Origin of the sequence: Sphingobacteruim zhuxiongii, from assembly GCF_009557615.1 — a bacterium.
GTDB classification, from domain to species: Bacteria; Bacteroidota; Bacteroidia; order Sphingobacteriales; family Sphingobacteriaceae; genus Sphingobacterium; species Sphingobacterium zhuxiongii.
The window spans coordinates 1,366,817-1,379,976 of record NZ_CP045652.1; the positions used below are offsets into that span (position 1 = coordinate 1,366,817).

Annotated in this window: 12 protein-coding genes and 1 riboswitch; of the genes, 3 read left to right on the top strand and 9 right to left on the bottom strand. The window is 39.2% G+C overall.

What is annotated here, in order from left to right; genetic code table 11:
* Position 1: 1 nt before the first annotated feature.
* The 8 genes from thiH to GFH32_RS06005 all read right to left on the bottom strand — a co-directional run bounded on the left by thiH (position 2) and on the right by GFH32_RS06005 (position 8,928).
* On the bottom strand, positions 2-1,129 hold the full coding sequence (thiH, locus tag GFH32_RS05970) for a 2-iminoacetate synthase ThiH (protein WP_228384231.1): 1,128 nt from the start codon (positions 1,127-1,129) through the stop codon (positions 2-4).
* Positions 1,129-1,902: a thiazole synthase gene (locus tag GFH32_RS05975; protein ID WP_153510206.1), complete on the bottom strand. Its 774-nt coding sequence runs from the start codon at positions 1,900-1,902 to the stop codon at positions 1,129-1,131. Before GFH32_RS05975 ends, thiH begins: the two co-directional genes overlap by 1 nt.
* Positions 1,895-2,527, bottom strand: coding sequence for a thiamine phosphate synthase (locus GFH32_RS05980; RefSeq protein ID WP_153510207.1), 633 nt, complete (start codon positions 2,525-2,527; stop codon positions 1,895-1,897). The genes GFH32_RS05975 and GFH32_RS05980 overlap by 8 nt, the downstream gene beginning before the upstream one ends.
* Positions 2,509-3,063 (bottom strand): thiamine phosphate synthase, encoded by a 555-nt coding sequence (locus GFH32_RS05985; RefSeq protein ID WP_160366795.1) that lies wholly within the window; start codon positions 3,061-3,063, stop codon positions 2,509-2,511. Before GFH32_RS05985 ends, GFH32_RS05980 begins: the two co-directional genes overlap by 19 nt.
* A gap of 47 nt (positions 3,064-3,110) precedes the next feature.
* Positions 3,111-4,925 (bottom strand): phosphomethylpyrimidine synthase ThiC, encoded by a 1,815-nt coding sequence (gene thiC, locus GFH32_RS05990; protein ID WP_153510209.1) that lies wholly within the window; start codon positions 4,923-4,925, stop codon positions 3,111-3,113.
* A gap of 24 nt (positions 4,926-4,949) precedes the next feature.
* Positions 4,950-5,156, bottom strand: coding sequence for a sulfur carrier protein ThiS (gene thiS / locus GFH32_RS05995; RefSeq protein ID WP_153510210.1), 207 nt, complete (start codon positions 5,154-5,156; stop codon positions 4,950-4,952).
* A gap of 62 nt (positions 5,157-5,218) precedes the next feature.
* A riboswitch (TPP riboswitch) is annotated at positions 5,219-5,316 on the bottom strand.
* Positions 5,317-5,461: 145 nt separating this feature from the next.
* Positions 5,462-6,610, bottom strand: a complete 1,149-nt coding sequence (locus tag GFH32_RS06000) for a PepSY-associated TM helix domain-containing protein (protein ID WP_153510211.1) — start codon at positions 6,608-6,610, stop codon at positions 5,462-5,464.
* Positions 6,610-8,928 (bottom strand): TonB-dependent receptor, encoded by a 2,319-nt coding sequence (locus GFH32_RS06005; protein ID WP_153510212.1) that lies wholly within the window; start codon positions 8,926-8,928, stop codon positions 6,610-6,612. The genes GFH32_RS06000 and GFH32_RS06005 overlap by 1 nt, the downstream gene beginning before the upstream one ends.
* 185 nt (positions 8,929-9,113) lie before the next feature.
* On the opposite strand from GFH32_RS06005, the gene GFH32_RS06010 reads away from it, so the two are divergent.
* From GFH32_RS06010 to GFH32_RS06020, 3 genes are all read left to right on the top strand, one after another.
* A complete protein-coding gene (locus tag GFH32_RS06010) occupies positions 9,114-9,674 on the top strand; it encodes a Crp/Fnr family transcriptional regulator (RefSeq protein WP_153510214.1) in 561 nt (186 codons plus the stop codon).
* Positions 9,675-9,772: 98 nt separating this feature from the next.
* On the top strand, positions 9,773-10,954 hold the full coding sequence (locus GFH32_RS06015) for a calcium:cation antiporter (RefSeq protein WP_153510216.1): 1,182 nt from the start codon (positions 9,773-9,775) through the stop codon (positions 10,952-10,954).
* 101 nt (positions 10,955-11,055) lie between these two features.
* The gene (locus tag GFH32_RS06020) at positions 11,056-12,162 is read left to right on the top strand and encodes a hypothetical protein (RefSeq protein WP_153510218.1); all 1,107 of its coding nucleotides are present in this window, start codon (positions 11,056-11,058) and stop codon (positions 12,160-12,162) included.
* A gap of 3 nt (positions 12,163-12,165) precedes the next feature.
* Here GFH32_RS06020 and GFH32_RS06025 read toward each other — a convergent pair whose 3' ends face one another.
* The gene (locus GFH32_RS06025) at positions 12,166-13,011 is read right to left on the bottom strand and encodes an AraC family transcriptional regulator (protein WP_153510220.1); all 846 of its coding nucleotides are present in this window, start codon (positions 13,009-13,011) and stop codon (positions 12,166-12,168) included.
* Positions 13,012-13,160: the final 149 nt, after the last annotated feature.

A 13,160-nucleotide genomic window follows, 5' to 3' on the forward strand; every position in this document is an offset into this window, starting at 1 on the left:
ATCAAATTCCACTGTAAAGTTTATCCCAATCTTTCATTATTGGATCATAGCCTACCTTTTTTATCATATTCTTGATGGACTCCATGCTCCGTTCGTCGGAGATTTCAAATTGTTCGAGGGATTCAGGGTCAACTACATAGCCTCCCGGGTTTGTTTTTGAGGCAGCACTCATACTTGTGGCAGCGATTTGTACGATATGATTTCGAAATAACTCACGTTCACGTGTAGAAATAGAAATCTCTAAATCTGGGTTCCATATTCGGTAGGCGCAGATCAACTGTAATAAGTCGCGATCTTCCATAATGAAATTCGGTTCAACTGTTCCCTGAGCCGGACGCAATCTTGGAAATGAAACCGAATACTTTGTTTGCCAATATTTACGCTGTAAGTAATCTATATGGGCAGCGTTGAAAAAGCTGTCAATGCGCCAGTCCTCTAAACCTAATAGGACCCCTAGACCAATTTTATGAATTCCTGAATAACCAATTCGATCAGGTGTATCTAATCGATATTCAAAATTTGATTTCTTCCCCTTTGGATGGTATTGCTTGTAGACTTCTTGATGGTAGGTTTCCTGGTATACTAAAACCGCATGGCAACCTGCTGCTCGAAGGCTTCGATAAGCTTCGGTTTCTAGGGGTTGTACCTCAATCGATATTTGAGAGAAGTGCGGTTTTAGTAACGTTAAGGCATTTTCAAAATAGACGCTGTCCACTACTTTGTTAGCTTCGCCACTTACCAATAAAACATGTTCGACACCCATCGCTTTTAAGGCCATTGCCTCCAATAACAGCTCCGTATTATTGAGGGTTTTTCTTTTGATCTTGTTGTCCATACTGAACCCGCAATACGTGCAGATATTCTGACATTCATTGCTTAAATATAGAGGCGCAAAAAGCTGAATAGTTTTGCCAAACCTTTGCTGTGTTAATGACTGAGCTTGTTGTGCCATTTCTTCCAAATAGCTAGCTGCAATTGGAGAGAGTAGAATCAGAAAGTCATCTAATGTTTTTCTAGATTTTCTCAATGTTTGCTCCACTTCCAATGCTGTACAACTATAAATGCGCTGCTGAACAGTCTCCCAGTTATATGTATTGAAAATATCTTGAAATCGTTTTTCTGACATCATTAATCCTCCATTAAAAATGCAGTAAGCGGGCTTGAAGCCTCAGCAGCGCGACGTTCAGAATCTAATCCTGATAAAAACGCTTTTCTACCAGCGATAACCGCTAAGCGAAACGCATCCGCCATATCAATTGGGTCTTTAGCTGCTGCAATCGCTGTATTGACTAATACAGCGTCGGCTCCCAATTCCATAGCCTTTGCCGCATCTGAAGGCGCGCCGATACCAGCATCCACTATGACTGGCACACTAGTCTGTTCAATAATAATCTCTAGAAAGTCGAGGGTTTTTAATCCTTTATTACTTCCAATCGGCGATCCTAATGGCATAACAGCAGCCGTTCCCGCGCTTTCTAAATGCTTGCATAAAACAGGGTCTGCATGTATATAGGGTAGGATGATAAAGCCAAGCTTGGCGAGTTCTTCAGTTGCTTTTAATGTCTCAATAGGGTCGGGAAGGAGATATCGAGGATCTGGATGAATTTCCAACTTTAACCAATCCGTTTCCATCGCTTCCCTTGCTAGTTGAGCCGCAAGTACTGCTTCTTTAGCGTTTCGAGCACCCGATGTATTCGGAAGTAGATTCACCCCTGGAAGCTGTAGAGATGACCATAGATTCTCTTCTTGATTTTTGAGATCCAATCGTTTTAATGCTAAGGTTACTAGTTCCGACTCAGAAGTGCGAATTGCTTCTTGCATTTGCCTGTAACTACCGAATTTACCAGTACCAAGAAACAAGCGTGAAGTGAATTCTTTGTTGGCGATATTTAAATTATCCATAAAGATATTGGTTGAGTTGTGGTATCTGTTTATGATTTTTTAGTAAATAACTCGACATAGAGACCCCATAAATCCCCGATGCGCGCAGTTGTTCTACATCGTTTAGTTGTATTCCACCAATGGCATATATTGGCGGGATGCGGTTCGATTCAAGCTGTGCGATAATTTCTCTATAGCCTCGAAGACCCAAAATGGGGCTTAACTTCTCTTTGGTTGAAGTAAATCGATAGGGGCCAAGTCCGATATAATCGCATTTTTCTTGAATTCGTTGGTTTAGATCGGCAAGTGTATTCGCAGTTCCACCAATGATTTTTTCGAATCCTAGAAGTTTGCGACTTTCAATTACCGATTCATCGTTTAGACCCAAGTGTACCCCCGAACAGTGGAAGCTGTTTGCAATACTCGGAAAGTCATTAACGATGCATAGTGCATTATAAGATTTACAAATTTGGAATGCTTGATTGACAAGGTCCTCTAGTTCATCAATGCTAGCATTCTTCCATCTAATTTGTATAAACTGAACACCCTGATCTAAGACTAAGCGAATTCCGTGCAATTGCGCATCTGCGGTGTCGCCAGCAGAGATAAACATTAATCGAGGTAACTCTAATATTCCTTTTGGCATTGAATGTTTTTTAATATTTGTTGACATTTTATAGCGTACTGAATTGGCTGTTTTGTTTGCCAGATAGCTCCCATGAGGGCGATGTTGTCAGCTCCCAGGGCTAGGACTTCTGCCATATTATGTTGGTCAATTCCGCCCAGACCAATCAATTTAACGCGCTTATTTTGACGTTCAGTTATTTGATGTTTTACAGAGGTAGAAACACCATAACCGGGTTTAGATAAGCTAGCATACATTGGACTTAAAAAGGCATAATTCCAAGGGCCAGTCAATGCGTTAAATTCATTTATGTCATGTGTTGAAGTTGAATACTTAAACTTGTCAATAGCTGCTTGTTCGGCGATCTTACTACGATGTTGACTATTATAATGTAAGCGATTAATCCCTAATTCGGCGGCCAAACTATGCTGTTGATGTAATACAATTTGACTGAGATTTTCGGTGCCTAGTGCAACGATCAGTTTTGCTAGGTTTCCCCTGTCTATCAAGGGTCTACGAATGTGTAGTATAACGCCAAGTTCGAGTAATTGCCTCATCGTATTGACTTCTCCATCAATGGGAAATTCATTGCTGATAACAATCATTATAAATAAATCTCTTTTCCTGACTCGATGAACTCTTTAGACTTCGCTAGCATTCCTTCTTCTGTAGCTTCCCTTATTTCTTGTGTAATTTTCATTGAACAAAACTTAGGGCCACACATGGAGCAAAAATGAGCAACTTTAGCCCCGTCGGCAGGTAATGTTTCATCATGAAACTCTCTAGCCGTATCTGGATCCAACGAAAGATTGAATTGATCTTCCCAACGAAATTCAAATCGAGCCTTACTTAACGCATTATCTCTATATTGCGCACCTGGGTGTCCTTTTGCTAAATCGGCTGCATGAGCGGCCAATTTGTAGGTTATTACGCCATCTTTAACATCTTTTTTGTTTGGTAAACCAAGATGCTCTTTTGGGGTAACATAGCACAGCATTGCACAACCATACCATCCAATCATAGCTGCCCCAATTGCGGAGGTAATATGGTCATAACCGGGAGCAATATCGGTGGTTAATGGACCTAGGGTGTAAAAAGGTGCTTCGGCACATTCTTCCAATTGCTTCTCCATGTTTTCTTTGATCATGTGCATCGGGACATGACCTGGGCCTTCAACCATTACTTGTACATCGTGTTTCCAAGCAATTTTAGTAAGTTCACCTAAGGTTTCTAGTTCTGCAAATTGCGCCGCGTCATTCGCATCGGCAATAGACCCTGGACGCAAGCCATCACCTAGTGAAAAAGCTACATCGTATTGCTTCATAATCTCACAGATTTCCTCGAAATGCGTATATAAGAAGTTTTCTTTATGATGAAATAAACACCACTTTGCCATTATAGACCCCCCACGAGACACAATACCAGTAACGCGTTTCGCTGTCAGATGGATGTAGCGTAGTAAAACGCCAGCATGTATTGTGAAATAAGAAACACCTTGTTCTGCCTGTTCAATCAGGGTATCTTTAAATATTTCCCAGGTTAGATCTTCAGGGATTCCTTTTACTTTTTCTAGCGCTTGATAGATTGGCACTGTTCCGATCGGAACAGGAGAATTACGTATGATCCATTCCCGAGTTTCATGTATATTTTTACCGGTTGATAAATCCATGATCGTATCCGCTCCCCATCGACATGCCCAAACCGCCTTTTCTACTTCTTCTTCAATGCTTGAACTCACAGCGCTATTCCCGATATTGGCGTTGATTTTTACGAGAAAATTCCTGCCAATCACCATAGGTTCACTCTCTGGGTGATTGATATTGTTTGGGATAATGGCTCGTCCGGCGGCAATTTCATCACGAACGAAGGCAGGAGTTATTCTACTCTTTGGCGTTTGAGCGCCAAAGCTTTCACCAATATGCTGTTGCTCCATTCCAGGTGTAGCACTTTCGAGCTGCTCAATTCGTTGGTTTTCACGAATTGCAACATATTCCATTTCGGCAGTGATAATGCCTCGCTTCGCGTAGTATAATTGAGAAACATTGGCCCCCGCTTTCGCACGCATAGGGCGATGACTATAGGCAAACCTCAGTTGATCTAAACTAGCATCATTCAAACGAGTTTGACCGTAATCCGAACTGATGTTTGCCAAGATATCAACGTCTTCACGATCGAGTATCCAAGGTTCACGAATTCGATCGATTCCTTTGCGAATGTCAATGTTCTTTTGCGCATCCGTATAGGGCCCCGAGGTATCATATATCGTTATCGGAGGGTTTTCTTCTATTCCTCCTTTGCTTAGTTTTGTTGGACTAAGTGAAATCTCGCGCATAGCGACACGAATAGGATATAATTCGCCAGAAAGATAAATCTTTTTAGAATTAGGAAAAGCTTGCGTTGAAATTGTTTGTTCTTTCATATCGTATTTAGATTGGATTAGAAGTTAACCGCCTTGCGTTGCAGTAATGATGAGAATTTGATCTTTATCAGATAGGGGAGTATTCGGCCATGCGCTAGCTGGAATAACTTGATGATTTAATGCAACAGCTATTCCTTTTCGTAAAGTGCCGAATTCAGCCAATAGCAAAGCAGCTAAATTGGCAGGTATATTTTCGTAAAACTTGGACTGATTGTTTATTGTTAGTTCCATTCCTAAAATGTTTTTTTGGGTAAAAACTTTAGGAATGGCTACATCGATGCATACGGCACCCATGTTGACATCTTACTTTTCCCTACGCCAGTATGATCTGGATCAGGTTATAAGGGTAAAATCTCAGCCTACAACAATGTAGACACCCCTAAAGTCAAGACTAAATTAGACATATTTTTTTAATAAGCAATTATTTCTTCAATGGAGAGTGTAAAAGTGATATAAAAATGGATGGCAACTTGCTACATTTCGAGGGAGGCCTTCACGGGTGAGAAATAAGATTTTTACAGCGGCAATTATCGTCGTTAAATTCTCCTTTTTACTCTTTTTTTGGATTTATTAATCCAGATAATATACCCAGTAACAGGTAAACTAGCGCAGAAAAGGGAAATAATAAAGGCTAGTATTTTCGTAGGCCAACCTGCAATATTTCCAGTGTGCAAATCGAAGTTTAAAGACCCTAACCTTTCACCCGCTGTCTGCTTGTCATGACTGATGACTTTATCTAATGTCAAAGCTTTTTTATCGAAATAATACCACTTGAATTTGTTTGTCTTTTGTTCCTCTAGTCGGATTTGTATATCAAAACTTGCAGCATCTTCTTTTCTGAGGCGTATTGACATCATCCCAGAATTAGGATATGTTTTTAATAAATTGCTAAGCGCATCGTCTAAAGGATTATTACCCCATTGAATGTTGAGTGGCTCAATTTTTTCAATCGCAGTGCTACCTGAAGTAAGCTTATCAAGTTGATCGCCTGCCCAAGTTTTGAACGCCGGGAAGCTAAAGAACAAACCTGTGATTCCGATAAGAAGCCCCAGAATCAAGGAATAGAAGCCTATGATATTATGTAGGTCGTGATTTAATCTTTTCCAATTAACGGACCATTTTGGCCAGAAGCTTCGACTAATTTTATTGCTTTTCCAGCGCTTTGGCCACCATAGAATAACGCCGGTCAACATTATGAAAACAAATAGTACAGTCGAGTAGGCTACTAGCGGATGACCTATTTTCTTTCCCAATAATAGATTCATGTGCAATTGAAGCATTAATTGGAAAAACTCAGTTTTTGAGTTCTCGATAGCCAACACCTCACCAGTATAGGGGTTGACGAATACTCTCTTGGAATAAGTATAGTAGTTCCAGTGTCCGAATGCATTCTCATCTGTTGCTTGAGCCCGAAATATCCAAGAGCGGTTTTTTGCAGGGAATAAGTCCACACGTGATACTTTCTCTCCATCAGGAAGACTCTTGTTCGCAATTGCAGACAACTCGCTTAAACTTAGCGCTTGTGCCTGTCCTGGCGATACTAAAATATATTTTTGCGGATAGCAGATCAACTTCAGATCATCATGGAAGGTATAAATACAGCCGGTGATGCCGAGTATAAAAACGACAATACCAGATAGTATGCCCATCCATTTATGGAGCCAAAGGGATACTGTTTTAAACATTAAAATTTATAGTTAAGCGTTAATGAAGCCGTTGTGCCTGTTCCTTTGACGTATTCTGCATCTAATGCGCGGTATTGGCTAACTACTGGATAGTAATCTTTGTTAAATAGATTTTCTACCCCTAATCCCATTGACCATTTTTGATTAAATTGATAAGAGCCAGCTAAATTAAACATCGACACAGATGATACAGAACCTTCAGAGCTTTTATAAACGCCTTTGTCATTGACAGCAAAGCGATCTCTCGAGCCCGTATAAAGCCAATGCAATTGTAGGTTTAGCTTATCATTCGGTGAGTAATAAAGATAGGCTGTCGCTTTTGAAGGAGCGATTCTTGAGCCGTTTAAGTATGTCTTTGTACCATTATCCTGCTCAGATTTACCTTCGACATAAGCGTATGTTGCTCCGACAGTCCACGTCTTATTTAAACGAGCATCTAGTGCAATTTCGTAACCTTGTACTACCTCAGGTAAGCGTTGTGCAACTAGAATACCATTTCCTTGATCTACTAGTTCTACACCCAGTTTGGAATCACTATAGTAGTATGCCGCGGTGAGGTTAAAGATGCTATAGTGACTGGAAAATCCTATTTCGTAGTTATTGGTGATTATCGGATCAGTTTTTATACTATCTAAATCACTGTCAGTTGCGCGTCGTACAATACGTCCAAGCTCATTGATGGCAAAGCCCTGCGAGAAACTTACGAAAGGATTGAAAATCTCGTATTTGTTAAATCGCAGTCCTGCGTTGAAGGTGGCGCCTTTGTAAGGTATCTTAGCCCCTTTAACGGCAATACTTCCTTCATTATTGGGTCCAGATGCTATCGTATTAAAATCGTCGATCTTCACTGTGGCATTTTCATACCGAACCCCGCCTTTCAAAATAAGATTTTCGACAATATCCAATCTCAATTGCGCATAAGGTGCTAGATTAAACATATTCATATGTGGAATATAGACGCGTCCATCTGTTAAATCTTGATCAGTAACATCGTTTAATAAATCCAATCCATAGGTCAATTCGGCTGCTGATTTGAAAATCTGGAATGGCGTATTTAGATTCAATCGAACGCCCTTTTTCTCGGAGTTAATCTGTGTTTGACCGGGGCCAAACCACGCTGTTCCTTTTTCGACGTAACGATTCATGGAGCGAAAGGTATTATAGTACAAAGTGGCTTGCAATGAACTTTCTCCAAATATCCCCGACTTGTTATAATTAATCATTGCATTATGATTATAGGGAGTTCCCGTCGGTTTACCTGGATCTACACCTTTGATGCCAATAGTAGGATTGAGATCGTATTTACCGGTTTGACTGATGTATTTAGCGTGTTGGTTACTGTTATAATAATTGTAAGAGGCAACGATAGAGGAGGTTGAATCGATGTCGTAGCCTAGTTTGATAAAGGCGTTGTTTTGGTAAGAATTGGATAAACCATCTGTCTGACCTAAGGGTAGCCCATCAGCATCCCGTTGCAGACCGGTATAATCTGTCGATCCACTCAGCGTATAACTAAATTTGTTTTTGCGTCCGTACAATAATTGTGAGAACTTGTAACCCATAGTTTCATCACTATGAAGTGGGTTATTGCCGACACGAACACTACTTATACCTTGGATTAACTTCGATTCTTCAGGACTCTTTTTTGTGATGTAGTTTATGATACCTCCTGCAGAACCATTTCCGTAGATGGAGGTCGCTCCTTTGATAACCTCTACGCGCTCAATGACGTTCGGGTCAATTGTACGAATGTCTCTCGCACCGTTCATCAAAGGTGTCGATTGTGGGATACCATCTATAAGTACTAATACCGCACGGCCCCTTAACGTTTGTCCGGAATTGGTGGCTTTATTTGTAGCTGTTCCCAATCCGGGAACCGTGGCGCCAAGAATATTAGATAAATTGTTGTTGATTTGACTTTGCGCCTGAACTTCCTTTTCAGTTAAAATGGTAATGGAGGAGGGGACAGTTGACAAGTGTTCTGGTTTTCTGCCGGCAGTCACAACCACCTGATCTAACTTGTTCTTATCGGATAGTTCAAAAATGAGACTGTCTTGTGTACCGAGCGCTGTAATAGTCTTCGTGCTTGTACTATAACCAATGTAAGAAGCTTGAATTCTATAAGGAGCTTGATAGGTACTTAAGTCTAAAGTTATTTGCCCATTGACATTAACATACCCTACATTTTTATTGTTGACTAGAATATTAGCATGTGCTATAGGCTGTTTATTTTGATTCTGCACAGATACGTTGAGAGTTTGAGCAACAACAACTTGAGAAATAACGGCAAAAACTATAAGGAGTCCAATTTGGCGCATATAGGGTAGATGTTTGTTTATTTAGACCAATTTTAAATTAGGCAAATGTATAAAGTATTTGAATAATCAAAAAAATAAATTGAAATTTTTCTTAGAAAGTGAGCTTTAGCACATCCATTTTAAACAAATACCTTATTTTAGAGTATATTTCTTTTAAAACCAATTTGGTTAATAAATCGCAAACAATGACAATAGAGCAGGTTATCAATAATTTCTATGAACTACCCCCAGAATCATTGGAACTGCTTTTAAGTCAAATGGATCGTGTAACGTATCCCAAAGGCTATATCTTATTGGAATCCGATCGATTAGAACGTAAAGTGTTTTTCTTAACTAAAGGCTCGGTGAGAGCGTATTCACCTCAACCTGATCAGAACATTACTTTTTGGTTTGGACTCGAAGGAGATATCGTATTATCGATGCGCAGCTATGTAGAGAATTTGAAATCCTATGAAGATATCGAACTGATGGAAGATAGCACGCTGTATGCTATTGGAATGGAGACATTGAAAAGTCTTTATCAAAAGGATATTCATATCGCCAATCTTGGGCGAGTCATTGTGGAAGGCGAGTTGTTGAAGATGGAAAGACGATGGATTTCTTCCCAACTTAAATCTGCAAAGGAGCGCTATGAAGAACTATTGATGGAGTCGCCTGCATTGTTACAGCGAATACCACTAAAATACATTGCTTCATTTCTTCGTATGACACCCGTCAGCCTGAGTAGAATTCGAAAAGAGAAGTAGTTTTTATTGAATTTTAATTATCCCAGGATAATTTCGAGCCGAATTGGAGCACGTATTTTTGCAAGGTTTTCAAAATTTGTAAAGCATAAGAGAGCATCATGAATACAATAAAGAAATTATCTTTTAAGGAACTCATCCCGAATTCAACTTGGATTCGATTAGGATTAATATGGTTGGTTGTTGTTGGTTTTACCTTTTTCGGTCACGGTTTAGTGAACGAGCAAATGAACAATATGACCGCCATCTGCATATTTGGAATATTGCTTGCAACTATTATAGGCGCGGCATTTGGCGTCGTTAAGGAAGCCGACGAGTTAGCTCATAAGTTAGGGGAGCCTTACGGAACCTTAATTTTAACACTTTCCATAGTTTCAATCGAGGTGATTTTAATTGCCGCTGTCATGCTTGGACCAACGGATAATCCAACGATTGGTAAGGATTCAATTTTCTCGGTGATGATGATTATTATGAACCTTGTGATGGGCTTATGCTTATTATTAGGTGGATTGAAGTTCGGCGAGCAAGAATACAACGTCCAAGGTGCAATGGCTTATCATAGTATGATTATTATGCTAGGAGGGATTTCGATGATGCTTCCAAACTTTATTGTAGGCGCTGGCGATGGAGCCTTTAGCACGATACAGGCAATTATCCTTTCCGCTTTAGTCGCTTTATTGTATGCCGCTTTTCTATATTTTCAAATGACTAAATATAGTCATCATTATGTTCAACCAGCTCTGGGCAAGATGGAGATTCGTTTTGCAGAACTGCAACAAGAGAAAATGTCGGACGGTGCCGTGAATTCACAAAAATCCGAATCCAATACATCGGAGATTATCATCCGTTCAATTCTGCTACTTGGAATGATACTACCTATTGTTTTATTATCACATCAAATGGCGGTAGTTGTGGATTATGGAATTCAAGCAGCAAAACTACCAATCTCTTTGGGAGGCGTCTTGATTGCTATCATTGTATTTACTCCGGAATCGATGACAGCCGTAAAAGCCGCATTAAACAATGAATTTCAACGTGCCATTAACTTATGCCATGGAGCATTTGTTTCTACCGTTGGATTAACTGTTCCTGCTGTATTAATCGTTGGTTTGATATCTGGGAAGACGGTACACTTTGGTTTGTCAGGTGCAGAAACCATTATGTTCGTATTAACTCTATTACTGAGTTTGATGACCTTTTTAGGCAGAAGAACTTCACCAATTGTAGGATTAATGCACATCGCGCTATTTATTATATTTATGATGTTGATATTTAATCCTTAGATTTTAGTTTTGCGAAAAAAGATTAAGGTTAAAGAATGTTAATAGACTAATCGATAATTCTCATAATTGTATATCTTAGCTCAGATGAATCCAATACATATATGAGAATTTCTATCTTTTTCTTGATCTTTTTTTCTTCAATATTCTCTGCCATTGCACAAATTAAGATTGTCGATAGCTTGAGTAATAATCCAATTTCGGGCGTTAATATCTATACGGATGCAGGAATGTTAATAGGCTCTTCGGATTTAAATGGTTGGGTGTATTTGGATTCTTTGTCGGACTATCAGTCAAAAACAATCACCTTGAATCATATTTCTTATTTAAATCTGGAGATTTCCAATGCAGCATTTATGAAGTCTAGCATTATTCAAATGCAAGCTCGAAGTGTTGCTTTAGAAGAAATACAAGCACTAGATCGTGAAAAATATGACTACGTTGTTCTGAAAGGTTATTTTAGAGAATATGAAACCTTCAATAATCGTTCTCGTTATTTATACGATGGTATTATAAGTTACTACATCCCGATTAATAAGAACAAAGGGAAGACGAAGATGGAATTGCATCAATATCGTTTGTTCAGTAACAAGGAGGCAAACAAAGAATTGAAAGATACGCAAGGATCATTAATGTATCTCAAACCTTCTGTTGCTGCAATTCAAGGGAGGAGCTTATTGGAAGCCGTTGGAAAAATAAAGGGCGCAACTCTAACGACTAATGGAAATCGGACCGTAATCGAGAAGGAAGGTTTAGCGATGGGCTATGCGCAAGTAGGAGCCGATGGAAATACACAGGTTTTCTATAATGTGCTCCCACCAGGGAAGAATGCTCATGTTAGTTTTTTTAGGATACAAATCGACGTTAACAAGGTCACAAGATCAGAATCCTATCACGGGAAAAACTTCAAAAACCCATCTATTGTCGATTTAATTAGTCGAGTATCAACGGTGTCCGGGTCGATGAAACGACAAAAGAAGCACGGACATATGCCAAGAGATTACTCATCTGAATTCTACGTGATGGAACGGAGCTTTTTAACAAAAGAACAGTACAAGCAATCAAAACCCAATGATAAGCGTTGGATGTTTTTGGAAGAAAAAAGTAGCTATACTGAAGAATTTTGGAAAGATCTTGATCGCTACAATATTCCGCCTTTAATGAAGAGTATATCGAATAAAATTGGTTCTGAATTAACGTTAATGAATTAGTTTTTAGCGATTAAGAGATTGACGTGTTGCACTTGGAAGTTGTTGGTAATGTTGAAGGTAAACCTGCGAGAAATGATGTGCATACTTAAATCCGCTAATATAAGCGATCTCTTTAATATCCATGTCGCTGTGCAACAGTAAATGATGTGCGTGTTGAACACGCTGTTTCCTTACATAGTTGATCACCGTATCGTGGAAAAGCTCCTTGAAAGCATTCTTTAATTTATTCTCGTTGATCCCAAACTGACGGGCAATGTTTTTCAGTCGAAGCTCTTGTTGGAAATTGCAGTCTAGGTAGTTCTTTATATGTGCTAGAATATTTCGGTCCTCTAAGCGCCATCTCGATTCTGTCGAGACTACATTATTGTCTTTAAATGCCGAGAAAATCAATTCAAGGGTCTTTATTCGAATAAATTCTTTCGCAAACTCATCTTGATACTGGTGATTCAATAATTCTTGAATCAAAATATGTTGTTGAGGAGTAATCTGACGCGCATTATGGAAAAAACTAAAATGTCTTAAGTTACAATGGTCCCGTATTTCTTTTTCACTTAATCCCTGCGAACTTAGAAATGCTAAGATGTGATCTAGAGGAATATGAATATCTAATACTTTTCGAGACGTTGAATAATGTAAAACTCCTTTCGCGTTAGGGATATAAATAAACTGATAGTGCCCGCTCGGGATATCAATTTTTTGCTGATCTGCACTCCTAAATTTGGAATCACCTTCAATCTCAAATTGTAACTTGATGAGTTCCTGTTGATGTGCGATAGCTAACTTAAAAGGAGATTTTATATTCCATTCTTGATAGCAAATGGTAATATCGTTAATATTTAGCGTTTTCATTGTCCCGTTGACAAATTCGTTGTTCAAAATTCGAAAATGATAACCGCTAACGCAATCTACATTAGAGATAGAGTCTAGAAGGTTCGAAAACGAATTTACTTCGTAAAAATGCTGTATGCTAATGGTCTTCAAAATATCCGTTTTTTGAT